This window comes from Spirochaetota bacterium (assembly GCA_026415295.1).
In the GTDB taxonomy this organism is placed as follows: Bacteria; Spirochaetota; JAAYUW01; order JAAYUW01; family JAOAHJ01; genus JAOAHJ01.
This window is the reverse complement of sequence record JAOAHJ010000027.1, coordinates 19,976-46,922: the sequence shown is the minus strand read 5'-3', so window position 1 is coordinate 46,922 and position 26,947 is coordinate 19,976. Positions and strand designations below refer to the sequence as shown.

Here is a 26,947-nt window from a genome sequence, read left to right as displayed (position 1 = left end):
GGATAGTTGCTATCAAATATTTGCAAGTTTTCATAATAAAAAATTTTTTTATTTTGTATCTTTATAAACAGAACTAAATCAAATTTATTAAAAAACTCATTTTCACTTTTAAAAAAAATGTTAAAAATTTTTTTAATTTCTTTTTGATATTTATTATTTAATAATATTTGTTCTATTTCAAAATTATTTAAATTAACAATAAATGCTGATAGTCTTTCTTTTAACCACAAATTTATTGTATTTTTTCTTCCTAAAAAAAAATTGTATATTGGTAATATTAGATCATTTTTATTATAATTTATATTTAATTCAATTTTTTTCTCTTTTATATTAAATTCTGGTATATAATTAATAAATTTAAATTTAAAATATTTATTATTTATTTTAAAATATATTATTTCTAAATCATTATTACTAAAATTCTTAAGAATATTTAATAAATCAATATCTATAATTTCAATTTTAGTGTCTGCAAAAAATATATATTGGCCATTAATCTCATTTAAAAAATTAAAATAAATAAAAAATATATTTGAATTATAATTTTTATCAAAAATTATAATTTTTAAATTATCATATCCAGACTTAAAAAAATATGTAAAATCTGTTCCAGAGTTAAAGTCAAAAAAAAATATTTCTATTGTTTCTAAAGAAAAATTTTTGATTTTTTCATAAAAATTATCAATATAGCTTTTAAAATCTATTAAATTTTTATTAAAAATTAGAAATGTTAATAAAGAATTATTTTTTTTAGTAAAATATTTTTTTTTATTAAGTAATTCTAATTTAGAGTATCTCATTCTACATAACAAATATTTATTTTTTAGAAAAAATAAAAAAGGTAATTTATTTATCTCAAAAGTAGAAAGTGTAAAATTCATTACAATTTTTACATATTTCCGGAAAATTTCCAAAACAATGATCCTTATAATAACAAAATATATTATTGAATACAGGGGAAAGTAAAAAATTATTTTCAAAAATATTAAATTTAATTAATTCCGAATTAAAATCAGATTTACATAATGAAATAGAACCATCAGACATTATATAAAGATCTCTTCTAATATGAAAACATGGATATCTTACTACAGGAGTTAAATCTACAACATCTCTATCTTCTAGAGCCAAAGAAAAATTGTTATATTTTCTAAAAATAATATTATCTTCAAATTTTTTCCATTTTTCATAAAATAACTCTAATTCATCATCATTCTCTTTCATTCTTATAAACTGGATAAAAAAATTATCAGGATATTTTTCTAAATAGTACTTGCAGAATGTTTCAAGTTTATTAAAATTCATCTTTTTACCAAGTTTAATGTAGGTATCACTACTATAAGCATCAAGATTTAATACAAAATATACATTTTCAAATTTTGTTAATTTTTTCGTTATATCAGAGGTAAATTTGGAACAGTTTGTTTCAACATAAACTTTGTTATTTTGACTTAAATAATTTATAATATCAAAAGCTTCTTGATTTTCAAAAGGCTCTCCAAAACCTCCTATTATAAATATAACATCTTTGAAATAATCTATATTTTTTTCATATAATTCTTTAATATTATCAAGAGTTAAAAATTCTTTTTTTCTTTTTAATTTTCCATATGTATAAGGACATGAAATACATGAAAAAGAGCAAACTGAAGATATTTCGAGAACAACAGTTTTAGGATAAGAAAAAACAATTTCAGGAAATATTCTTAATATATTATCCAAAAAGAAATATGGATTATTGAAAAAAGTCTTGAAAATATCTTGTAAATTTTCCTCAATACCTACATCTATAATATCTGCTTCAAAACTTCTAAATTTTATTTTATCTGATATAAATTCTCTAAATTTATTTACATTTTCATTAAAATTCCTACTTATATCAAAAAAATCTAAAGATTCTGTTGCAATTTTTGAAATCTCATCAAAATTATATTTTTCTTTAAATTTGCTAGAATTCAATAATTTTTCTTTATAAAAAATGTTATTATAATAATCTGAATAATCTCTAAATTCTATAAAATCTTTAAAAAAATCCTCCTTGCATAGTAATAAAAACAGTTCTTTATCATAAATTAATAAAGAAAAAGCTATAAATAAAATTCTTATAATAGGTGGAATATCTTCCTTTTTATTAATGCAAAAAGATGATCTAAAAGCTTCAAAATTTTCATTTCCTTCAATAAGTTCTATATCAAAATTTGTAATATTTCTTAATAAAATATCAAAAATGAAATTTTTTTTTATTTCATCTTTTTGCTTTATAATTGCAAGTATATCTTCTATTATTTCATATTTAAATACCTGTCCAACCACACCTTCTGGAAAACCTTCTCCATAGTAGTATTGAATATCTATTTTTTCTGATTCTTCAAGAATTTTTTTATTAATATCTAAATCAAAAAAAATATACTCAGGCTGGTATATTAAAAAAAATATATCTTCTTTATCTTCATAAGAATCATAATAGTTTTTTAATAATTGAAAAAACGATATTAAATTATTATATTTAAAAGTTAAAATATTTTGGTTTATTAAAAAAATATTTTTATATTTTTTTTCATAATTATCATTAGAGTTGTCTGGTAAAAATAATAAAATTTGATTAAAAGATATAGATTTTATAAGATTATTATATTTATATTTTACTAATTCTTCAAAAATACAAAAAAAATCATAGTTTAAATTATTTATTAAAATTATTAAATTTTTCATAAAATATAATTATAAATATTTTCATTTAATTATTTAAAAGAATTTTATTATTAAATTAAATTTATAATTAAATTAAAACTAAAATTTTTTTAAAAAAACTCTTCTTCTCTTATGTTGTCTTGAGTCAAAATATTTCCAATGACTTTGAACTTTATTATTAATTTCTAGCTCAGGATTAGTTTCAGTAGATATTATTTTTCTTTTAATAGCAGATTTGATCATTTCAACCATCATTAAGACATCTGCTCCTTTACCTTGGTGTTTAGGATCTACTGCTCCTAAATAAAGATCAAGATATCTAGGTTTTTTTAATGCTAATAAAATATGGATCCAACCAAAAGGAAATAATTTTCCTTTACATTTCTGTAAAGCTTTTGAAAGTGACGGCATACCAATTGTAAAAGCTACAACATTATCATTTTCATCAAGAACTACTTTTACAAAATCTTTATCAATATTAGGAAAGTATTGTTTTATATAAGTTTCAACTTGCCTTTCTGTTAAAGGAACCACTCCATATAAATCAGCATAAGCTTTATCTATAATATCAAATATTTGTTTTGCATAAGGCAAATAATCTTTGGGTGTTTTAGCATCCAAAATTTTATAATTTCTTCTTTCTCTTACAAGTTGTGCTAATTTTTCAACTTTTTCTGGAATTTTATCTGGTGTTTTTATATTAAACTCACACCAATCAATATCTTTAACATACCCTAACCTTTGTATATATTCAGGATAATATGGATAATTATAAATAGTGGCTAATGTTCCCAATTCTTCAAAGCCTTCAACTAACATTCCTTCATAATCAAGATCTGTAAAACCAAGTGGCCCATGAATCCCTTCCATACCTTTAATCTTAGCCCACTGTTCAACTGCTTCAATTAACTTTTTAGCTACCTCAAAATCTTCAATAAAATCTATCCATCCAAACCTTGCATACTTATTCTTCCATTTTTCAATATATTTATAATTAATAATCCCAGCAATTCTACCAACTATCTCATTTTTTTCATTATAAGCAAGATATAATACTGCTTCACAATATTCAAAAGCTGGGTTTTTATCCTTTGATAAGGTAAAAAATTCATCAGATATTATTTTAGGTACATAATATTTATTATTTTTATAAAGTTTTAGCGGAAAAAGAATAAAGTCTTTTAACTCTTTTTTATTTTTTACTTCTTTAATAAAAATCATAAAAAATCCTTTCAATTTAATTTTTTTTTAATAGATTTTTAATTATGAAAAGTGAAAATATTTTGTAATTTTATATAATTATTTATTTTCAACCTGTATTAACTTACCTTGAGCATCATATGTTTCAATTCTTACAAGTTTTCCTTTATCATAAATATATTTCTTAATTTGATATAGTGCATTATTATTGAAAATTCTAACTTCAACCATCTGATTTGCATTATCATATATTCTTTCTTGTACTTTTTCACTACTACTTTTGAAATAAACAACTATTTTCCCTAAATAAATCGATCCAAAATAATTTTCAATTGAAATAATAAATTCTGATTGATAATTAAATTTACTAATTCCTACTTTAACAAAGCCAGTAGTTTCATTAAATTTATAAATTACATACTCCTTTATCTTCCCTTCAGAAAGGGTAATTTCATATTTATATAATTCTTTAAGTATTGGTTTTCCACTAGATATATTTGTTTTCATTTTTTTAATAGTTAAATTACAACTATTATTCCCCTGCCAAAGAAATTCACCAACTGAATCTAAATTGTCATATGAATAGAATTCATATTTTAATATTTTTCCTCCATCAAAAAAAACTTTGTAATAAAAATTATAATTATACAAATTAAATTCACTTATTTCATTATAAAAATTAAATAAAAGTCTTAAGTCTCTATATTCATAATATTTAAGTTCTAATGCAAAAAGATTAAAAGTAAAAATAAATAAAAAAAATAATAAAAAAAATACTTTTTTTATCACAACTATTCCCAATTATTAAATATTAAATATCTATTTTTATTTATCTTTTTTCTAAAAAATTTTCTATTATAAAAAACTATTAATAAATATTAATTTAAAAAAAATCAAAATTTTTTTTAAAATCAATTAAATTTTATTTCATGATTTCTTATCATATTAATAAAAATAATTGCTAAATTAGGATCAAATTGAGACCCAATATTCCTTGATATTTCATCTATTGCTTCGTTTATATTTAATCCCCTTCTATATGGTCTATCTGAAGTCATTGCATCAAAAGCATCCGCAATAGTTATGATTCTACTAAATATGGAAATCTTTTCCTCTTTTTTACCATTTGGATATCCTCCCCCATCCCATCTTTCATGGTGGGATAGAACATCATCACTTATATCCCATGGCAATTCTATTGGTTTTACAATTTTATAAGATAATTTTGGATGATTTTTAATAATTTCAAATTCATCCTTATCAAGCTTTGAAGGTTTTGACAAAATTTCCTCAGGTATACCTATTTTACCAACATCGTGAAGAATTGCAGCAAATTCAAGTCTATCTAATGATTCATTATCAAGATTAATCTTTTTACCTATTTCAATTGAATAGTATGTAACTCTCTCTGAATGTCCTGCAGTATATGGATCTTTTGCATCAATAGCATTAACAAGAGTTTTAATTGTTGATTTATAAATCGTTTTTAATTTGTTAATTAAATTATTATTTAATATAACTATCGCTGTTTGATTTGCAAAAGAATTCATAAGGCTGATAATTTCTTCATCTTTCATTATACCTACAAGAGGAGTATCATTCAGATTAATAATGCCTATTAAATCTTTATGAAAAAAGATTGGAAAAATTATAGAATCTTTAATATCTTTTCTATCAATATTAAACTTTGTACTTTTAGTATCTTTTCTAATAATTATGGGCTCCCCAGTTAAAGCAACATAACCAGCTATTCCACTCCCAATAGAAATAGTATTTCCTATGAATTTTTTATCAATATTAAAAACATTATTTATAATAAGTTCTTCTCTTTTATTATCCCATAAAATAATAGATCCAGATTTTGCCCCAAAAAATTCTGCTATTTTCTTTAAAATGTTGTCAAGAAGAGTATTTAAATCCTCAATTTCAATTAACAATTTAGATATATCATAAAGAGTTTTTATTTTATTCTCAGAGAATATTTGATTTAAAATAATATTTCTAAATTCTTCTGATGTAAAAATAATTTCAGAATTTTCAGAAATATTTAATTTTATTGGTTCTTTTTCTTTAATTTTAATCATTTTATTGCTAATATCTTCTTGGTTTTCAGATAAAAAATAATTTTTTAAATTATCTCTATTTATATCATTATAATATATTCTTAATTTTGAAATTTCTCTCTTTCTATAAATAAATAAGAAAATAAGTTGAAAGATAAGAAAAGCTGAAAGCACTAAAATCGACATCAGTCCTTTAATAAAAACAAATAATAATGAAATAAAAATAGTTAATGTATTTAATATAATAATAATAAAAAAAATTAATTGAAATCTTTTTTGCATACTTAATTATAAATTAATATTATTTTTTTAAAATTCAATTCTATTTTTTTCACAATTGATTTTTTTTTTATATAGTCTAATTTTCTATAAAATAAAAGTTTAATCAAAATCAAAAATAATTTAAGGGAACAATTATGTTTAAAGATATTGAAGAATTAAGAAAATCATTTAATATTGATAGTAATTCTTTACCAAATCTTGAAAGTCTAAATAATTTAAAAATTAAATACTTAGGTAAAAAAGGATTATTAACAAATTTATTTGACAATATAAAAAATATACCTTTATCAGAAAGAAAGATTTACGGACAGGAACTTAATAAAATAAAAGAAGAAATTGAATCTTTTATACAAAATAAAGAAAGATATTTCCAAAAAATTATTAATGAAGAAAAATTAAAAAATGAATGGATTGACATTACATTTCCTTATGAGGTAAAAAAATTTAATGGACATTTAACACCTATTTCAAAAGTAATTTATGAAATAGTGGAAATATTTAAAAATCTAGGTTTCTCAATTTTTGATGGGCCTCAAATAGAAGATGATTATCATAATTTTACTGCATTAAATATACCTGAAACACATCCAGCCAGAGATATGCAAGATACAATCTGGCTTAAAAATGGATTACTTTTAAGAACTCATACCTCTGCTGTTCAAATTAGAGCAATGGAAAATTTCGAACCACCATTAAAAGGAATAGCACCAGGTAGAGTATTTAGATATGAAGCAATTGATGCATCCCATGAAAATACATTTTACCAAGTTGAAGGAATAATGATTGATAAAGATATATCTGTAGCTAATTTAATTTATTTTATGAAAACATTGCTTTCAGAAATATTTAAAAAAGAAGTTCACATAAGATTAAGACCAGGCTTTTTCCCTTTCGTTGAGCCAGGATTTGAACTTGATATAAAATGTTTAATTTGTGGTGGTAAAGGTTGCTCTGTTTGTAAAAATGTAGGTTGGGTTGAACTTTTACCATGTGGCTTAATACATCCAAATGTTTTAATAGAAGGAGGAATTAATCCAGAAAAATGGTCTGGTTTTGCTTTTGGATTAGGTCTTAATAGATTAGCAATGATGAAGTATGGTATAAATGATATCAGATGGTTTCAAAGCGGAGATCTAAGATTTTATTATCAATTTTAAATTCTAGATTTTTAATTAATATTTTAAATTAACTGGAGGTTTTATTATGTATATATCATTAAAATGGATAAAAATGTATGTTGATATTGATATAAATGATGCTAAAATGATTGGATCTGATTTTACTCTAAAAGTTGCAGAAATAGAAGATTTAATTTTCCAAAAAGATTTATATAAAAATATTGTTGTAGGTAAAATTCTTGAAATAAATAAAATAGAAAATATGGACAAATTATACAAGTGTGTTGTTTATGATGGTGAAAACAAGCTTCAAATAATTACTGGGGCTACAAACATTAAAATTAACGACTTTGTTCCTCTTGCAAAAATTGGTTCAATTATACCCTCAAATGGAAAAAAAATTGAAAAAGTTAATTTTAAAGGAATAGAATCTCATGGAATGCTTTGTTCTCCTTCCGAGTTAAAATATTATAATGATGAAAGTGGTATATTAATTTTACAAGACATAAATAAAATTTTTAATGATAATATTATAGACATTTCAAAAATTAAGGAAGGAGTAAATATTGCTGATTTATTAGAATTAGATGATGTTATAATCGAGATAGATAATAAATCCTTAACAAATAGACCAGATTTATGGGGACATTATGGAATTGCAAGGGAAATTGCTTCTATCTATGGTTTAAATTTAAAGCCATATTCAAAAGAAATCATAAAATTAAAAAATGAAAACAAGATCAACATAGAAATAGAAGATAAGGATGCATGTCCAGCATATGCTGTAATACATATTTCAAACATTAAAAATTGCCAATCTCCTATTTGGTTGCAAAAGTTTTTATACTCAATTGGACAAAGACCCATATCTCTTATCGTTGACTTAACTAACTTTGTTATGTTTGATATCGGAGAACCAATGCATGCTTTTGATACTGAAAAAGTAAATCACACAAATACTATTAAAATAAGATTCCCCAAAAATGAAAAAGAAAAAAAAGTTAAAACTCTTGATGGTAAAGAAAGAGAAATTACAGATAAAACTTTATTAATACTCGACTCAAATGATAATCCAATAGCAATAGCAGGAATTATGGGATTGGAAAACTCTGAAGTAAATGAAAATACAAATTCAATATTACTTGAAATTGCTAATTTTAATCAAGCTATTATTAGAAAAGCTTCCGTTAATCTTAAATTAAGAACCGAAGCTTCTCAAAGATTTGAAAAATCACTTGATCCAAACTTTATTGAATTAGCTTATAATAAATTTATACAGATTTTATCTGATCTTCAAAAAAATATTAAAATTGAGTCAGTTAATTATAAAAAATATTATGAAGATAAAAAAATTAAAATTGAATTATCTTATGATTTTATTAAAAATAAGCTTGGAAAAAATATTCCTGAAACAATAATTAAAAATATTTTAATAAATTTAGGTTTTGAAATTATTGAATATAATAACAATTTAGAAGTTTATGTCCCATCTTATAGGGCAACAAAAGATATTTCAATTAAAGAAGATATAGTAGAAGAAGTTGGAAGAATTTTTGGTTATATTAATATAGAACCTAATGCACCTAAAGTCAAATTAGATATGCCACATAAAATGGAAGAACCAGATATTGTAAAAAAAATAAAATTATTTTTATGTTATAATGAAGGATTGACAGAAGTTAACAACTATCCTTTTTCTAGTATAGAAATTGAGAAAATATTTAACGACAAAAAACCCGTTGAAATTGAAAATCCATTAGATGAAAAATTACCTATTTTAAAAATGAGTTTAATACCTGGTTTAATCAACAATGCTATTTTAAACCTTAAATACTTTGATGAATTTGGAATTTTTGAAGTAGAAAAGATATACTATTTGAATGATAGTAATAAAACAGAGGAAATATTAGAAATTGCTGGTTTGATATGTAAAAACGACCAGGTTGAATCAGTTTATTATGCAAGAAACGCTCTTATTAATTTATTTAATCACTTCAATATTTTTGATTTAAAAATTAAAAATGAAAGTATTCCAAGTTACCTTCATCCTTTTAAATCAGGAACTATTTGCCATAATAATGAAATTATTGGATATTTTGGAGAAATACACCCTGAAATAATTTCAAAATTTGAACTAAAAAAACCTATATCTATTTTCTTAACAAACTTTAATAATATAGTTAAATACAAAAAAGATTTTATCCCTTTCAAAAAAATACCTAAAATTCAATCTACAAAGTTTGATCTAGCTTTTATAGTAGACAAAAATACTTATTCAAATGAAATAGTTGAAATAATAAAAGATTTTAGTAACGAAAATTACTATATAGCTGAAGTTACTCCATTTGATGTTTATTATTCTAAGCAATTAGGTGAAGACAAAAAATCTATAGCATTTTCAATAACTGTGCAACCTTACGAAAAAAGCTTAACATCAGAAGACACAAATGAATTAATAAATAAAATAGTTAATTCATTAAAGAGTAAAGGATTTGAATTAAGAAAGTAATTATTGAAGATAATTTTTATAAAAATTACTGTATAAATAAAGGTTATAATAAAATTCTATAAGAAAATAGACAGTTGGGATAAAAAATAAATAACCCATATTTAGAAATATTAGATAATTTGTATAATCTTTTATCTCTCCAAAACTTAAATGTCTATCATAATAGTTATTAGCTATTGAAAAAGATATTAAAGATACAAGAAAATATATTCCTGTAATTTTAAAGTAATTTATTGCTTTTTGATAATATAGATTTGAATAATTAATAAAATAGGTTGTATAATTTTTAGGTTTTAAAAATATTTTTAATATTTTTTTTTCTTCTGATTTAATGACAAAAGTTGATTGATAGTGCTCAAAATTACTACTACTTATATGTAAATATATTATTCCCTCATATGTTTCATAATCAATAATTGGACTTTTGCCAATATAATTATTGTTAATAAATACATCAGAACTTTCAGGATAAACATAAATGGTAATTCTTGATTTTTTATCTCTTTTTTTTAATTCAACCTCTTTAATATAGTCAAAATTTAAATCAATATTGTCTATTAAAGATTCATAACCTTCATTAAACACTTCTAATGTATACTTTCCTTCTTTTAAATAATAGAGATTATTTGTCTTACCAAGAATTAAATCGTTTGCCTTAATAAAATAATCTTCTTTGCTTTTAATAAAAAATTTATAATATTTTATTCCTGTAATATCTTTAATAAGGTAATAATTTATAAAATTATTAATATCATTATAAATTTTTATATGATCAAAAGGCAATAAGTATATTAATTCTTTTTCATATTCTTTATTTAAATAATTAAGTCTAATTTTTAATAATAATCCCTTTTCATTAATAATAGATTCTGCATATACAATATTTTTATATATTTTATTCAAATTTTCTATCTGCGATTTATTTACTATATCATATTCTATATCAATTCTCAAAAATCGAACTATATCCTTATTTTTATTTATTTCTTTTTCATCTAAATATTTTAATTTAAAATTAAAATCAATATCTTCTATAAAATCAATATTTATATTTTCAAATAATTCAATATCTGATTTTTTATTAAAGTCCAATTTTTCAATTAAATTTGCAATATAAACTGCAAACAATTTCTCAAATTCTCCTTTAAATAAAAAATCTTTATCATTCAATATTTCTTTAATACTAGTAAATAACATGTTTATCAAATAATTAAATTCTATCTTTCCAGAATTATTAATAATATCATCTATTTGAAAAAATAGGTTTTCTTTTATAGGATTATCTTTAAGACTATCAGCTGCAAATAAAATATTTAAAAAATCTTTATTATTAAAAGTATAGGTTGGATCAAAAATTAAATTTAAGTTTAATAAAAACATTAAAATATTTAATAATAGTATAATAAATAAAAGTTTTAAAAAATAGTTAGCTAAATAAAAGATAATTTTTTTCATTTGAAAACTAATTTGGAAAAATTTTATACAATAGCTTTTTTTAGGGCTGAAATTATTCTTTCTTCTTTAAAAGGTTTTACTACAAAATCTTTTGCACCAAGTTTTATTGCATTTATTATTATCTGTTGTTGACCTAAAGCCGAACACATAATTACTATTGCATTAGGATCTATCTCTTTTATTTTTTTTAAAGCATCTATTCCATTCATTTGGTCCATAGTTATATCCATTAAAACCGCATCTGGTCTTAATTGCATATATAGTTTTACAGCTTCTATACCATTGGAAGCTTCACCCACAACCTGATAACCATATTTATGCAAAATTTCTTTAATCATCATTCTTACAAAAGCTAGATCATCTACAACTAAAATTCTATTTTTCATAAGAAAATACTCTCTTTTATAATTTTTAACATCAAAATTTTAAAAAGTCAAATTATTTGTTCCATTTTTTCTTAAATTTTAATTTAATCATCTCAAAAATAAAATCATCTATTTCCCCATCAAATATTTTATCGACATTTGTTGATTCAAATTCAGTCCTATGATCTTTAATTAAAACATATGGTTGTAAAATATATGACCTTATTTGATTACCCCATTCTATACTTTTTTTTTCCTCTAAACTTTTTTCAATCTCTTTTTCAGTTTGATCTTTATAATACATATAAAGTTTTGATTTTAATATTTTTAAGGCTATTTCCTTATTTTTATGTTGAGATCTATCATTTTGACATGAAACAACAATTCCTGTTGGTATATGTGTTATTCTAACTGCAGAATCTGTTTTATTCACATGTTGACCACCTGCACCTGATGCTCTATATGTTTCAATCTTTAAATCTGAAGGATTTAATTCAATATTTATATCATCTTCTACATCAGGATAACAAAACACAGAACAAAAAGAGGTATGTCTTCTTTTATTAGAATCAAAAGGAGATATTCTAACAAGTCTATGTATTCCAACTTCATTTCTCATTAACCCATAAACATTTTTGCCTGAGACATAAACTGTTACAGATTTAATTCCTACACCTTCTCCAGGCAATAAATCAACAATTTTATAAGAAAAATTTTTTCTTTCAAAATATTTCAAATAAATTTTTAAAAGCATATTAGCCCAATCTGTTGATTCCGTGCCACCAGCTCCAGGATGAATAGTTAATATTGCATTCTTAGAATCTATTTCTTCAAAAACCTCTGAATATATAAAATTTTCAAAATCTTCTTTATATTTGTTTACAATAATATTTAAATCAATTAAATCATTCTGGTTTTCCTCTAAAACTATATTAATCAGCTCAAGAATATCGTTCTCAAGTTCAACTAGATTATCAATAAGTTTTATTTTTTCTTTTAAATTATTAATTTTATATATTGTTTCTTTAGCTTTTAATTTATCTTTCCAAAAATTATCAGAAATTGTCTCTTTTTCCAATATATTAATTTGATTTAACAAAGATTCTTTTGAAATATCTTTCTTTATTTCATTAAACTGTTCTTGATAAGTGAAAAATTTTTTCTTTATTTCATAAAGAGATAAAACTTGATCTATTCTTTGTTTATCCATAAATAAAATTTATATTCAATATTTTTTTTTTCAATATTTTATAAACTATATAATTTAATTAATGTAAAATTTATTTGACAAAGATAATTTATTTTATATTTTTATTTTGATGAAGATTTGGCTTGCTCAAATAAACCCTAAATTTCTTGATTTAGAAAAAAATTTTTTGAAATCCATAAAAATATTAAAAAAAATAGATAATGGTATTGTAATTTTTCCTGAGCTATATCTATCAGGTTATAACTTTTCAACTAAAGAAGAAGTTGAAAAATCATCTTTAACAATAGACAATGATTATTTCAAAGAATACAAGAATATAACTAAAAAAAAAGAAATAGCAATTTGTGGTGGATTTGCAGAAAAAGATAATAACAAAAAAATCTATAATTCATCTTTTTTTATTGCAAATGGAGAAATAATTAATATATATAGGAAAACTCATCTATTTAGTAGAGAAAAACTCTTCTTTGAAAAGGGTAATACCGGTTTTAATGTTTTCGAATACAAAAAAGTTAAAATCGGCATGATGATCTGTTTTGATTGGTATTTCCCTGAAGCTGCAAGAACTTTAGCTATTAAAGGAGCTCAAGTTATACTTCATCCTTCTAATTTAGTTTTACCATATTGCCAAAGAGCACTTTTTACTAGAGCTCTTGAAAATAAAGTTTTTATTGCTTGTTGCAATAGAATTGGAAAAGAAAAAGAAAATCAAAATAATATAATTCTCAAATTTAGTGGAAGATCAACTTTAGTATCACCTGATGGAAAATATTTGCTATATTTACCAAAAAACAGAGAATCTATTAAATGTTATGATATTAATCCAGAACAAGCATTGGATAAAAATATTACTAAATTAAACAATTTTTTAGAAGACAGAAGACCTAATTACTACGAAATATTTTAACTTTTTAAAAAATATTTATTAAAATATTAAATATTATATTAATATTATTTTATATAATATCTAATTATATTTTTATATTTTTAAAATGAAATTATTTTAATTATTTTATTTTGAGTATTTATTTTAACTTATAAAAACTAAAAAAGTAATTTAACTTAAAGATACAAATAATGACAAAAAATTGAAATATATCGTCGAAGTGGTGGAACTGGTAGACACGCCAGATTCAGGATCTGGTGGAGGAAACTCCTTAGGGGTTCAAGTCCCCTCTTCGACATTAATTTTTTTTATTAAAGAAATTAAATAAAAAGAAATTTGAAATATGAAAACTCTATTAAAAATTATTAAATCTTTATTTAAGTATTTTATTTTTTTTAATTTTTTATTTGTAATTTATGTGTATATATTTATAAATTTATTTAACAAGATAAATCCTTCTGTTTACGGTTTTACTATTTACAGAACAATTAAAAATAGTTATAAAATTAAATTTCCAAAATATATTAACAAAAATGAATTACCTAACTTTGTTTTTAAAATGTTAATTTATGTTGAAGATTGTAATTTTTATAAACATAAAGGTTTTGATTTTGAAGCTCTAAAAGAAGCTTATATTTTATATAAAAAATATAAAAAACCTATCAAAGGGGGAAGCACTATTTCACAACAACTAGCCAGAACTCTTTTTCTTTATCCAGATAGAACAATCATTAGGAAATATTTAGAAATTATAGCTACTTTTATAATTGAAAATTCAATACCAAAAGATAAAATATTAGAATTATATATAAATACAGTTGAATTTGGTAAAGGAATATTTGGTATTGAACAAGCTTCTTATTTTTATTATAAAAAAAGTGCTAAATATTTAACAAAGGAAGAAACAATTATTTTATTAACATTATTGGCAAGTCCAATAAAATATGATGTTAATAATTTTTATAAAAGAAAAGCACTGATTCAAAGATATATTCTACTAAAAAATAAATTTATTGAAACAAATTAATTATTTCATGTGGCTTTTCTAATATAATATCTGGATAAATTTGATTTATTTCAAGATCTTTTAAACTTCCAAATCCCCATTTTACAAAACAACTATATACATTAGAATTTTTAGCTGTTAAAACATCTATTTTACTATCACCTATTATAACAATTTCATTAAATTTAATAGATTCGTAATCATCAATATAATTTAACAAATTGTATAAAGATTCTTTAGAAGGTTTTAGAGGAATTTTAGCTGATCCACCAATTATGGGGTAAAAATTATATTTTTTAAAATATCTATTTACCATTTTTTTTACAAAAACATCTGGTTTATTCGACAATATAGAAAAATTTATTTTTTCAATTTTTCTTATTAATTGCACCTTTTCAAGAAAATCAATAATTCCCTCGTATGGTTTTGTATAATTAAAGCAATTTTCATTGTAATTTTTGTTCATGTAATTTGTAAATATTTTTAAATTTATATTTTTATTTTTAAAAAATTCCTCCAAAATTTCTTTATCAGGTAATAAATCAAGATCAACTTTTTTCTTAACCAATTTCTTGAAACTATAAGAAATAGCCTTGGCACACAATGTTTCCATCCCTTCACCTATCATATTCTTACATTCATAAATATTAATTTCAGGTAAATCAAAATAATTTAAAGTTTTATTTATAGAAAAAGTAATATCTTCAATCGTATCCAACAATGTTCCATCAAGGTCAAAAATAAACAATTTAAATTTAGTTTTCATAAGTTCTAATTTTTCTTATTTTATTTAAAAATATAATAAAAATAATAATACCAATAAATAATAAGAAAATAGAGCACATAAAAGCACCTTTATAACCATGTATATCTGATTTACCACTTTTTATAATAATATCAGCAATAGGCGCTATAAGGATTGTAGAAGCTACACCCCAACTCAAAAAGAAAGTTGAATTATAATAACCAAATAGTTTTCCTCTTCTATTATAGGGAATTATTTTTGAAACTATAGTATAAGAAGTTGATGATATAATATTTTCAGAAATACCATTCAATAAATTAGCTAAAAATATAAAAATAACTTTTTTTGAAAACACATAAATAGCTAAATATAAAAATGCAAGAAATAATCCAAATATAAATAAAATCTCATCCTTAAATTTATTTGTTAAGCTTTTTATAAAAAAACTCATCATAAATAAACCTAAAGAATAAAAATTTATAATATAAGAAAGCATTTGACTTGATAAATTAAATCCATTTGGGGATTTTAAATATTGATTAGTTATGGAACTTATGCTGTTTCTCCCAAAGTTAATAAAAACAAGAGAAATAATAAATACTATAAATAAATTTATCAATAATTGTTCTTTTTTATAAGAATAGTCTAACTTTAATTCATTAATATTGCTTTCATCTAAATAATTTGAATAATTTACAAATTTATTATCTAATGAATTATTATTTTTAGAGTTATTTTTGTTTTCTAAATTAAAATTGCCAAATTTTCTATAAATATTAACACTATCTGGTATCTTAAATAGAGGAATAACTGAAAAAACCATAAAAAAAGATGATAGAAAAAACAACAAACCTTCTCTAAAACCATAACCTTCATATTTTAAGCCAAATAAATCGTATAAAAAACCAGCAGCAAAAACTCCTATCATTCTACCTATTGCTCCAGAACTTATAAATTTAGTTTGTATTAATGTTCTTTCATTATATAAATACACATCTGAAATATAGACTGCCCATCCTAAATTTGACATTGACCAAAATATTTCTACAATAGACATTCCTATAATTATTATCAAACCAGAATTTCTTAAATTATTAACAATATAATGCATATACCATACTAAAATTGTTCCAAAAGCTGCTAATAATTCCCCTATTATAATTAAATTCTTTCTCTTTTTTGTTTTATCAGAATATGGCCCCCATATAAATGTTTGAAAAAACGAATTTAAAATCATTGGAATGGTAGAAAAAAGAGTAGTTTCAGTAATAGACAGCCCTATATAATATCTCAAATATATTGTCATATAAGAATAAAATAAACCACGTCTAAACATAGCAAAAATTTGAAAAAAAGTTAAACTTCTGAAAATATCTTTTTTTATTTTTTCATTAATAATAAATTCCATAAACAAACTTTATCTATTAATTATTAAAAATTTAGTTAAGATAAATTAACTACTTTGAAATATCATTTAAAAAAATTTATTCAATAAAAATGTTTTATTGTTTTATCTATTTTAACATGTTATTAAATTATTTTATTTCTTTATATTAAGATATTTTATTTATTTTTAATAGAAAAAATATTTTTCTAAAAAATTTAATTTTTTAACAAAATTAAATTAAATTTAAATTGAAATTTATAAAAATTAAATTAAAATAGTTTAAGAAATCTTTTTATATCAAGGAGAAAAAAATGTATATATCAGCTTCAACTATTCTCAATATTGCCTTAAATAAAGAAAGAAAAAGCATAGAATTATATGAAAAAATTTTTCAAAAATTTAACAATCCCATACTGAAAAATCTAATTGAAGATGAAAAAAAACATATTGAAACAGCAACAAAACTTTTTGATAAAAATTCAAAAACCTTCATAGGAGAAAGATTTAATAATCCATATTTAGATGATGATTTTCTTGCTTATGCTTTTGCATCAGAAGGACCATATGATAAAATTAATATAGATAATTTAAATGAATTTGAGTTGTTAGATGTAGCATTAAATAAAGAAAAAGATTCTGTTGTTTTTTATTCAAACTTAATTGACACAATAGGACCAGATTTCCCTGAGGAAAAAAAATTTATTGAAGAATTAAGAAATCAAGAAAAACAACACATTATTAAGATAGTAGAATTAAAAAAAATTTTAAATAAATAAAACCAATTAATAATTTTTCTAAACAATTAAATTTTATAAGAACTTTAGAATAAATAATTCTATATACCTATATCATTAACTATCTTAATTTGATGATGAGCTATTTTAATGTTATTATTTTTTAATTCATTTAGTAATTCTTTAATAATAGTGTTTTTGACTTCTACAAAGTTTTCCTTTTGAAAGTATACCCCAAATAAAATTCTTATTCCATTAGTTTCAAGAGAATTAATAAGATAAAGTGGTTCTGGATCTTCAAGCACATAAATATTATTTTTTGCTAATTTTTTTAATATATTCTCAAGATTATCCAAATCAGTACCATATTCAACATCGAACAGTATATCCATTCTTCTAACTTTGAATTTTGTAATATTTATAATTTCAGTTTTAATTAAAACCTCATTTGGTATTCTTATCATTTGATTATCAAAAGTTCTTATTTTAACTGCCATCAAATCAATTCTATCAATTATTCCCATAATATTATTAACTTTGATAACATCTCCTATTTCAAAAGGTTTTTCTGATAATAAAAAAAAACCCGAAATAAAATTAGAAATACTTGTCTGAGCAGCAAAACCAACAGCAATACCAATAATTCCTGCAGCCCCTAATATTGCAGTTAAATCAATACCAAGTTTTCTCAATATAGTTGTAATAATTATAGCCCAACCTATAAATTTAATCACTTTTATTATTATATCTTTAGTTTGGATTGAAATTTTTTTACCTATAAGCTTTTTAGAAATCTTTATAATTATATTAAGAAAAATTATACTAATAATAAAAAAGAAAAATATCCTTAAAATATTAATGTAACTTTTTTTTTCAAAAAAATCTTTTATTGTTATTAAAAAAAACTCATCAAAAAAATTTTTTATATATACATATATATTTTTTATATATTTCATATTATAAAAATTTCCTTTTCTAAATAAAATTTATTGAAATAAAATATTCATTGTCCTTTTAATAATTGAGTTTTCAACAATTTCTCTTTTATTAATAACAGAAACCAAATTATATTCAAATTTAGTATTTGTGCTATAAACCTTATACTCTTTAACAATTTTATCTCCTGATAAAAATGTGTACTCTAAAATATCACATAATAATAATTTATTGTCAAAATTATAAACATTTAGTTCATTTTGTTCTAAAATTATATATTGTAATTCAATAATATTAAAACTTTTATTTACAAGTTTTAAAGGTAAAACAGAATATAAAAACATATTATTTTTTAAACTAAAATTACTGTTTATTAACAAATTATCTATATTTGAAAAACTAATTTCTTGTAAGTTTTCTTCAAATAAATTTAAATTAATAATTATACCATCAATAGAATAACAAAAATAACCATTATCTAAATTTATTTCTCCTATATAAGAATTTTTCATTTTTATTTCCAATAAATTAAAATAGACAGTATCATCATCTTTATTATATAAAGATATTTGAAATGGTAAAACTAAATTAAAATTTAATGTAGAGTCAGGGTATAATTTTATTTTGTTTTTAAACTTAACTTGTATAGGTTTATCTAAAAAATTGATATTCAATTTTAGTGAAAATTGATAGATATTAGAAATTATCTTTATTATTTTAAACTCTTCTTGATCTTCATTCTTATTACTATTTGGAACAATTTTATCAAAATTATTTAAAAGTCTATCTTTAATCAATTTAGGATCTACTTTATACTTCTCTAAATTAATTTGATTTCCAAAATTATTAAATATTTTTTCATCTTCGATAAATTTAACATTATCTTTTATAAAATAGGATAAATCTCTTTTTAATAATTCAAATATTATTAAAAAATCTTTATCTTTATAAATAAAAATATTTTTAAAACCATTTTTAATAGCTACTAAATTAATATCTTTAAAATCTATCTTTAAAGGTAAAGCCATAATTATTCTCAAAAAATAAATACTAAAAAAATAATATCATATAAAAAAAATAAAAAAAGAGGTATCCATCTTAGGATACCTCTTTTTAATAATTATACAATAATATAAAGTTTTATTTTTTGGTTTCTTCTGCGGATTCAGTAGCCATTTTTTTCTTTTCTTCAAATCTTAATAATTGTATTATTCCAACTCTAGCAGCTTCTGCTCTCTTCTTAGCTTCTCTTCTAGCAGCTAAAATACCCCAAACTAATTCATCATTAATATCTTCTTCAGCAGTTAATACAGCTAAATCATAAATCATTTCAACAGACTTTATATATATTATAAAATCACCACCAGGACCATCTGAATATTTATATATAATAAAAGAATCTAATTTAACATATGGTTCTTCTTGTGGATAAAGAGGAAATTTCTTTAAATTTCTTTTTCTAACATCTGGAATATAATTTGGGTTATCAATTCTAAAAGTTCTCCATCCATTAAAATCTAAATATCCAACAAAAATATCAATAAACTCATCATTTTGATTTTTTAATCTAATAGTTAATGAATGTGGGAAGTTTCTTCCTTTTACAGTAACCATAACAGTTTTAATTGGGCCAACATTTCTTAAAACACCCTTATTTACATATTTATTACCTATTTTATCATTTTGATCTGCTGCTTCATATGATGGGATTTCGTAAGGTGGCATTATCTTAGCCCATGCAGCATATTTTCCTGTTGGAAAGTGAATTCTAGCCCCAAGAACTTTTTGCCCTTTATATTCTCCACTTTCTGGAGTTACTGTTTTTGTAATAGAGTTTACAATGTTTTCTATAGTTCTTGCTGAAGGAGATAATTGAACCTCCCAGTTATTTGGGTCAAGGGAAATCAACAATTTATCTTTATCTGCATCAGCTACTGTTAATGCATTTGGTCCTGCAAGCTTAACTATATCGAGTTCAGTATTTGATAAATTATTAAAATCAATTAAAATTTGTCTTTCAGCAAAAATATTTATGCTGAAGAAGATTAATAAAAAAAGAACAACAGAAATCCATTTCTTCATATTTATCTCCTTTAAGTTTTTTTCTTTTATCGGATTCCCCTACCCCAAAATTTAAACATTTTTACCCTCAAAAATTATTTTAATTTAATTTTTCATATTTGTCAAATTTTTTTTTCTTTATTTTAATTTTTTAATTTTTATTTAAAATAAATTAAATAAAATATTTTTTTATAAAGATTTAACTTAATTGCTATTTAATCTTATTATTTCTTAATAACATTAATCTCTTTAACAGCAACCCCAGTAAAACTAGAAATAAAAATAATTTTTTCTATTTTAATTTTATGAATCATAAAAGTTCTCTTAATAGAAACTCCTATTAATTTTAATATATTATCATTTATTTCATTTATCTTTTTTAATCCTTCATTATTTAAAACTAAATAGAGTTTTTTATCTCTAACATCTATTTTTTCATAATATTTTAAATTAAAAATATAATCTGGAAATTTCTTTTTATTAAAAGGACCAGAAAAATATACACTACAAATATCTTCTACATTATAATTTAATGGCAAATTAAATTTTTCATATTTAATCTTTCCATAATAATCAACAAAATAAAATTTATACTTATCTAATTTTTTATATTTTAAATTATAAATAGTCAAAACAGCTAAAATAAAAATAATTAATGCTATTATTATTGGAATTAAACGAATTAAACTTTTATAATTATTCTTGAAGTATTTTGATAAATCACTTAAGGTTTTATTTAAATATTTAAAAAAATTATTAATAATATTTTTTAAATAAGAAATAATTTTATTATCCATAATTTCTCCATCTATTTTTTAAATCCTTTAGTATCATTATAATTTTTTATAAAAATATCAATAGCTTCCAAAATAGAGCTTATAAAATCATCTATAAATTTTTTTGATAATAAATTTTTAAGATCATTTTGATTGGTTAAATATCCTAATTCTATAAGAATCGAAGGTATTTCACTATAAGCTATAACATAAAAAGGGGCTCCAGCTAATTTATTAGGCAAAATGACAGGTTTTTTATTTTTATAAATTTCATAAAATGTCTTCGCAAAAAAATTTGATGCATAAATCAAATTCTCATTTAAAATTCTATTTATAAAATAATTTAAATCTTCTTTACTATTATTAGTGCCTAAATTATTTTCAGTTGAAACTAAATCCTTAATTTTACTATCGGCTATATTATAATCAAGATAATAAACTTCTAATCCATTGGATTTATTTGAAAGTGGATTAGAGTTGCAATGAATAGAAATCATTAAGCCTGTATATTCTTTAGTATTATAATTATTTATAAATTTAACTCTATCTTCAAGAGAAATATATCTATCATCTTTTCTTGTCATTAAAATTATAAAATCTGAGTACTTTTTATTAAGTTCAGAAAATAAAATATTTGAAATATATAGGTTTACATCTTTTTCCTTAATATTTCCATATATGGCACCTGGATCTTTTCCTCCATGGCCTGGATCAATTATAATATATTTTAATCTTTTATATTCAAATATCTCTTTTTTAGCAAAATCATAATAATTCTTAACTACATTTTCATCTTGTTTCTTTTTTTCAATCTCCTCTTTGATTATATTATCTTTCTTATTATCTTCCTCTATCTTTTCTTTTTCAACTTTATTTAGATCAAATATATTTTCTGTATAGCTTTCAATTGGTTTATAGTTTAATAATTTAAGTTCTTTTAAATATTTTTTATACTGAAACCACTTATCAAACTCATCTTTATAATTTTTTGGAATAAAAAATATTTTATAATAATAATAAACTATATCTGAATTAATGAATATCTTAAAATCAATATTTTTATTTAAATTAAAATTATTTTTTTCTTCTTGATTATTATTTTCCTTATCATTAATAATAATAATTAAAGGTTCTGAAAATGTTTTAAATATATACTTATAAATAGATATATTTTTTCTATTATTAATCCTTAAGGTTAAATTTGTATCTTTATTTTTAATATCAAAACAAAAGTCTTCATAATTATAAATAAATGAAAGATCAAAAGATTTTAATATAAAATTAAAGTTAAAATAATCATTTACCAAATTATTTTTTATAATATCTGGAATTAGAACTTCTTCTTCTGAAAATGAATTTATATTTAAATTATTAATTAATAATATTAGAAATAATGAAAATATAAAAAAATAAAATACTTTATTTTTTAATTTTTTATCCAATTTCATATTAAAGTTTTTATAGATAAAATTAATTTCATATATTTATCTAATAATTAATCTTTTTAAATTTAAATTTTTTCTATATTTTTTATACAGTAAACCTCAATTGTATCAGAAAAACCAATTTTACCTGCAATAAAATTATAAAACTTTTTTTTGATAAATAAAGATAATATTTTATTTTTTTCTTTCCACCTTAAATAATGATGCTCTGGTATATTAATTTTAATAACCTTAATATTATGCCTTTTTAATAACTTTTTAATACCTTTCAATGAAATATCATAATAATGTTCTATTGGTCTTGTATTAAAAAATTTTTCTTTATTAAAATAGAAAGTCGGGCCATAAGAATTTGGGAAAGCAAGAAATAAAATACCATTATTATTTAATATTTTTGAAACTTTATTTATAAAATCTTCAACATCAAAAATGTGCTCAATTAAAAAAGTAGCAGATATTATATCAAATTTATCATCTTTTAAATTATTTTCACTTTTTAAAATATAATTATTGTAAAAAGATTCAAAATCACAATTATAAAGATTAATAAATTTTGGAACAAAATTTTTTGATAATGGATTTATCTCAATGCCATAAAATTCAGTATTTAAATCCAATTTTCTTAGTTGGGGAGACAGAAAGGTATTAAAATCTTCAAGCAAAAACCCATATCCACAACCTATATCTAAAATTTTTAAAACTTTTTTATTATTTTGTATTAAATTTGAAAATAAATAATTCTTTTTTCTTTTAATAAAAAATTTTTTAATTAACTCAAATAATAGTTTTGATCTTTTAATATTTATATTTCTGATATTATTTCGATCCTGCAAATAAGTTTTACCATATCTCTCTTTATAATTAGAATCAAAATAATTTTCATCTATATAAGTATCTTTTTCTATTTCATTATAAAATATATCATCCTTAATTATACTTTTGCATTTATTACATATTAACAAATTATATTTTTCAGATAAATAAATTAAATATAAATTATTTGATAAGCAAAATGGGCAGATTTTAATAAAATTTTTCTTTTTCTCTATATTACTAATTAATTTTAAAATAATTTTTTTAACATCCTCATTAAATTTTACTATATTATTTTTTATTGAAGCTTCAAAATTAGCTTTTGTTTGATTAATCTCATCTTTTATTATATTTTTTAACCTCTTTATAAATTTATTAAGTAAAAAAGTTCTTATTATAGGTAAAAATAATATATTAGATAATATTCCACTATTTATTTTAGAAAAATTTTTCTCTGCTATAATATTATGATATCTTGTAGGTGAAATAATAATACATTTTTTATTAAGTTTTATAGCTTCATATAGTGATAAACCTGGATGTGAAATAAAAATATCACATTTTCTTAAATAAAAATAGTATTCATTTTCATCTTCAATAAATTTAATAAAATTAAAATTTTTTTTACATAGGATTTTATTTATATCTATTAAATTTTTTAAAATATATTTTGGTTTTAATATTACAATTCTAATTTTATTATTAATAATATAGTTTGAAAAAGAATCGTCGATAATCAATTTCAAAAATTTTAAAACCATTTTCTTTGGATCAAGAGTTCCAAACGAAACAAGAATAGTTATTTCATCCTTAAAATTTATAAAAAAATTATCTTCATAATTATTAAAAGAAAACTGATCCATTATTTTAGCATAAGAATTTTCATTTAATAAAACAAAATCAAATGAAGTGATATTTCCAAAATTCTTAATTGAGGGAAGTGAATTTATATAGTATAAAAAATTAATGTTTTTATTATTATATTTATAATAGTCATCAAATGTTATTAAAAACTTATCTTTTAATTTTTTTTCAATTTTTTTATTACCATCTCTGGTATCTTTTATAATTATATCAAAATCTTCAATTGGAAGATCAAGAAAATCGTTTTTTTTTTCTATCATCATTAATCTTGAATAATATAAATTCTCTTTTAAAAAATTATCCAAAACTTTCATTCTAATAAAATGACCAGAACCATAATATTTACCAAAGCCACAAATTATAGCAATTTTAATTTTTTTATCCATATAAATTTTTATAATCCATTAAAATTTATTTATTAATTTTACCTTCTTTTTTTTTTCTATTAATTTTTCTATCCTTAAATAATATTTCTTTTTGATAGCATTTGTTTTTTAATCTTTTTTCAACAAATATTTTACTTTTTGTTTGTGGATCCCGTTCAGTAAAGTAGATCAATGTTGCATAAGTTGATGGGGTAGGCTGAAAAATTTGAACTTGTTCAGGAATAGGATACTTACAATACATTTTAAAAAATCTCTTCAACTCCATTTGTTCCTTTATTGTACACCCTAAAAAAGCAGATATTAAATAAAATGTCAAAAAAATATTTTTATTCTCTTCTTTTTTTATTTTTTCAAATAAATTAATAAATTTAATAAGCTTATCAACTGTTGGTTTTTTCATAAGCTTTAAAATATTATTATTGACATGTTCTGGAGCAATTTTTAGTTGACCACCGACATGATTTTTTATTAAAATTTTTAAATACTCTTCTCCATTTCTATTATCTTCAATAATTAAATCGTATCTTATACCAGATTGAATAAAAACTTTCTTTATTTCTTTTATTTTTGAAACTTCTTTATACAATTTAATTAACCTATCATGATCTATCTTAAAATTTTTGCATACTTCTGGATATAAACAATCTTTATTTTTACACTCGCCTAATGTTGAAATTTTTTTACAATACATACCAAAAAGATTAGCTGTAGGACCACCTAAATCATAAATAATACCATTAAAATCTTTTCTTTTTACTATAAAATTTATTTCTCTTAAAATAGAATCAATAGATCTACTAATTACATTTTTCCCTTGGTGAATATTGATAGAACAAAAAGTACAACTTCCTGCACACCCTCTAGTAATTGTAATAGAATTTTTAATTGTCTCTAATGCTTTAATTATTCCCTTCCTTTTGTAAAAAGGATGTGCATCATATTCATATGGTAACTCATAAATATAATCAAGTTCTTTAGTTTCAAGATATCTTTGAGGTCTATTATGAATTAAATATCTATCTGCTACCTTTTGAATTAAAGAAAAAGAATTAATTGGATCACAATTTTTATTAAATATTTCATACATAATTTCAAATTTGTTTTTATCTTCTAAACATTCTTCAAAAGAAGGTAATATTATATAGTATTCATTATCATTTAAAAATTCACAAAAATTATCTAAATCTAAAAAGTTATTATTTATAAATAAGTTTAAAATTTGATCGTTATATAAATATAATTTGTTAAATTTATTTTCTAAATTGATCCTTTCATTTAAATACTTATAAAATTTATCAAAATTAAATTTATTATTTCTATAAACTTCTTTATAGTCAATTATTTTAAATTTTTCTATACTTTTTTCAATAAAACATAAACCCCTTAACTTTTTAATCATTCCTAAATAATCTTCTACTTTTCTTTTAATAATAAAAGAAAATAAGAGTGTTGTTAATTCACTCATGCCATAAATTAAAAAATTTGCTTTTGAATCAAAAAGTATCGGTTTTCTTAATCGATTTTCCCAAACATCATAATGAGTAATTCTTCTTAAACTTGCTTCTATTCCACCAAGCACCAGTGTTTTGTTTTTATAATATTTTTTAACTAAATTTGAATAAACAATTGTTGCTCTATCTGGCCTTTTAATATTAAATGCCCCAGGGGTTAAATCATCAATCTTTCTTTTTTTCATACTTGAAGTGTAATTTGCAACCATTGAATCAACAAGGCCAGCAGAAATACCAAAAAAAAGTTCTGGTTCTCCAAATTCAGTAACAGTTATATTATTTTCATTATTTTTTACATAGTCTGTATTTTCTCTATAATTAAATTCTGGTTGAACTATTAAAGCAACTCTAAATCCTTTTTGTAATAGCAATTTACCTATAATAGTTATTCCAGAATAAGGTGAATCAATATAAGTATCGCCATTAATTAGAACAATTTCAACATTTTGCCAGTTTAAATTTTTAACTTCTTCATTTGTTACTGGTATAAACAAGAATAAAAGC

General features: G+C 21.0%; 22 protein-coding genes and 1 tRNA gene. 6 read left to right on the top strand and 17 right to left on the bottom strand.

Features of this window, described 5'->3' with window-relative positions; genetic code table 11:
* From N3A58_06700 to N3A58_06680, 5 genes are all read right to left on the bottom strand, one after another.
* The coding region (locus N3A58_06700; GenBank protein MCX8059087.1) for a hypothetical protein at window positions 1–914 on the bottom strand (914 nt) is incomplete at its 3' end.
* A complete protein-coding gene (locus tag N3A58_06695) occupies window positions 856–2,712 on the bottom strand; it encodes a radical SAM protein (protein MCX8059086.1) in 1,857 nt (618 codons plus the stop codon). The genes N3A58_06695 and N3A58_06700, both read right to left, overlap by 59 nt.
* Window positions 2,713–2,790: 78 nt before the next feature.
* Window positions 2,791–3,912 (bottom strand): CUE domain-containing protein, encoded by a 1,122-nt coding sequence (locus tag N3A58_06690; GenBank protein ID MCX8059085.1) that lies wholly within the window; start codon window positions 3,910–3,912, stop codon window positions 2,791–2,793.
* A 78-nt stretch (window positions 3,913–3,990) separates the two neighbouring features.
* A complete protein-coding gene (locus N3A58_06685) occupies window positions 3,991–4,680 on the bottom strand; it encodes a hypothetical protein (protein MCX8059084.1) in 690 nt (229 codons plus the stop codon).
* Between the two features lie 122 nt (window positions 4,681–4,802).
* Window positions 4,803–6,140: an HD domain-containing protein gene (locus tag N3A58_06680; protein MCX8059083.1), complete on the bottom strand. Its 1,338-nt coding sequence runs from the start codon at window positions 6,138–6,140 to the stop codon at window positions 4,803–4,805.
* Window positions 6,141–6,370: 230 nt separating this feature from the next.
* On the opposite strand from N3A58_06680, the gene pheS reads away from it, so the two are divergent.
* Window positions 6,371–7,393: a phenylalanine--tRNA ligase subunit alpha gene (pheS, locus tag N3A58_06675; GenBank protein MCX8059082.1), complete on the top strand. Its 1,023-nt coding sequence runs from the start codon at window positions 6,371–6,373 to the stop codon at window positions 7,391–7,393.
* 46 nt (window positions 7,394–7,439) lie between these two features.
* Entirely contained in the window at window positions 7,440–9,863 is a 2,424-nt protein-coding gene (pheT, locus tag N3A58_06670; protein ID MCX8059081.1) for a phenylalanine--tRNA ligase subunit beta, read from the top strand.
* Here pheT and N3A58_06665 read toward each other — a convergent pair whose 3' ends face one another.
* The 3 genes from N3A58_06665 to prfB form a co-directional block, all read right to left on the bottom strand.
* Window positions 9,864–11,243 carry a hypothetical protein gene (locus tag N3A58_06665; GenBank protein MCX8059080.1) on the bottom strand — a complete coding sequence of 460 codons (1,380 nt, stop codon included), beginning with the start codon at window positions 11,241–11,243 and terminating at the stop codon, window positions 9,864–9,866.
* 98 nt (window positions 11,244–11,341) lie between these two features.
* On the bottom strand, window positions 11,342–11,704 hold the full coding sequence (locus N3A58_06660; protein ID MCX8059079.1) for a response regulator: 363 nt from the start codon (window positions 11,702–11,704) through the stop codon (window positions 11,342–11,344).
* A 52-nt stretch (window positions 11,705–11,756) separates the two neighbouring features.
* Entirely contained in the window at window positions 11,757–12,851 is a 1,095-nt protein-coding gene (gene prfB, locus N3A58_06655) for a peptide chain release factor 2 (GenBank protein MCX8059078.1), read from the bottom strand.
* A gap of 151 nt (window positions 12,852–13,002) precedes the next feature.
* Between prfB and N3A58_06650 the strand changes: the two genes are divergently transcribed.
* From N3A58_06650 to N3A58_06640, 3 genes are all read left to right on the top strand, one after another.
* Entirely contained in the window at window positions 13,003–13,800 is a 798-nt protein-coding gene (locus N3A58_06650) for a nitrilase (GenBank protein ID MCX8059077.1), read from the top strand.
* Between the two features lie 193 nt (window positions 13,801–13,993).
* A tRNA-Leu gene (locus tag N3A58_06645) sits at window positions 13,994–14,077 on the top strand.
* A gap of 120 nt (window positions 14,078–14,197) precedes the next feature.
* Window positions 14,198–14,806: a transglycosylase domain-containing protein gene (locus N3A58_06640; GenBank protein ID MCX8059076.1), complete on the top strand. Its 609-nt coding sequence runs from the start codon at window positions 14,198–14,200 to the stop codon at window positions 14,804–14,806.
* Here N3A58_06640 and N3A58_06635 read toward each other — a convergent pair.
* Entirely contained in the window at window positions 14,790–15,551 is a 762-nt protein-coding gene (locus N3A58_06635; protein MCX8059075.1) for an HAD family hydrolase, read from the bottom strand. The genes N3A58_06640 and N3A58_06635 overlap by 17 nt on opposite strands.
* Window positions 15,541–16,938: an MFS transporter gene (locus N3A58_06630; protein MCX8059074.1), complete on the bottom strand. Its 1,398-nt coding sequence runs from the start codon at window positions 16,936–16,938 to the stop codon at window positions 15,541–15,543. The genes N3A58_06635 and N3A58_06630 overlap by 11 nt, the downstream gene beginning before the upstream one ends.
* Before the next feature lie 290 nt (window positions 16,939–17,228).
* Here N3A58_06630 and N3A58_06625 point away from each other — a divergent pair, with 290 nt between their 5' ends.
* A complete protein-coding gene (locus N3A58_06625) occupies window positions 17,229–17,693 on the top strand; it encodes a hypothetical protein (protein ID MCX8059073.1) in 465 nt (154 codons plus the stop codon).
* 59 nt (window positions 17,694–17,752) lie between these two features.
* On the opposite strand, the gene N3A58_06620 is transcribed toward N3A58_06625, so the two are convergent.
* The 7 genes from N3A58_06620 to N3A58_06590 form a co-directional block, all read right to left on the bottom strand.
* The gene (locus tag N3A58_06620) at window positions 17,753–18,607 is read right to left on the bottom strand and encodes a mechanosensitive ion channel family protein (GenBank protein ID MCX8059072.1); all 855 of its coding nucleotides are present in this window, start codon (window positions 18,605–18,607) and stop codon (window positions 17,753–17,755) included.
* Between the two features lie 30 nt (window positions 18,608–18,637).
* Window positions 18,638–19,615, bottom strand: coding sequence for a hypothetical protein (locus N3A58_06615; GenBank protein ID MCX8059071.1), 978 nt, complete (start codon window positions 19,613–19,615; stop codon window positions 18,638–18,640).
* A 112-nt stretch (window positions 19,616–19,727) separates the two neighbouring features.
* Window positions 19,728–20,669 carry a flagellar filament outer layer protein FlaA gene (locus tag N3A58_06610; protein MCX8059070.1) on the bottom strand — a complete coding sequence of 314 codons (942 nt, stop codon included), beginning with the start codon at window positions 20,667–20,669 and terminating at the stop codon, window positions 19,728–19,730.
* Between the two features lie 203 nt (window positions 20,670–20,872).
* The gene (locus N3A58_06605) at window positions 20,873–21,445 is read right to left on the bottom strand and encodes a hypothetical protein (GenBank protein ID MCX8059069.1); all 573 of its coding nucleotides are present in this window, start codon (window positions 21,443–21,445) and stop codon (window positions 20,873–20,875) included.
* 11 nt (window positions 21,446–21,456) lie between these two features.
* Window positions 21,457–22,872, bottom strand: coding sequence for an N-acetylmuramoyl-L-alanine amidase (locus tag N3A58_06600; GenBank protein MCX8059068.1), 1,416 nt, complete (start codon window positions 22,870–22,872; stop codon window positions 21,457–21,459).
* A 62-nt stretch (window positions 22,873–22,934) separates the two neighbouring features.
* Window positions 22,935–24,932: a methyltransferase domain-containing protein gene (locus tag N3A58_06595; protein ID MCX8059067.1), complete on the bottom strand. Its 1,998-nt coding sequence runs from the start codon at window positions 24,930–24,932 to the stop codon at window positions 22,935–22,937.
* A gap of 25 nt (window positions 24,933–24,957) precedes the next feature.
* Window positions 24,958–26,937, bottom strand: coding sequence for a YgiQ family radical SAM protein (locus N3A58_06590; GenBank protein ID MCX8059066.1), 1,980 nt, complete (start codon window positions 26,935–26,937; stop codon window positions 24,958–24,960).
* Between the last annotated feature and the right edge of the window lie 10 nt (window positions 26,938–26,947).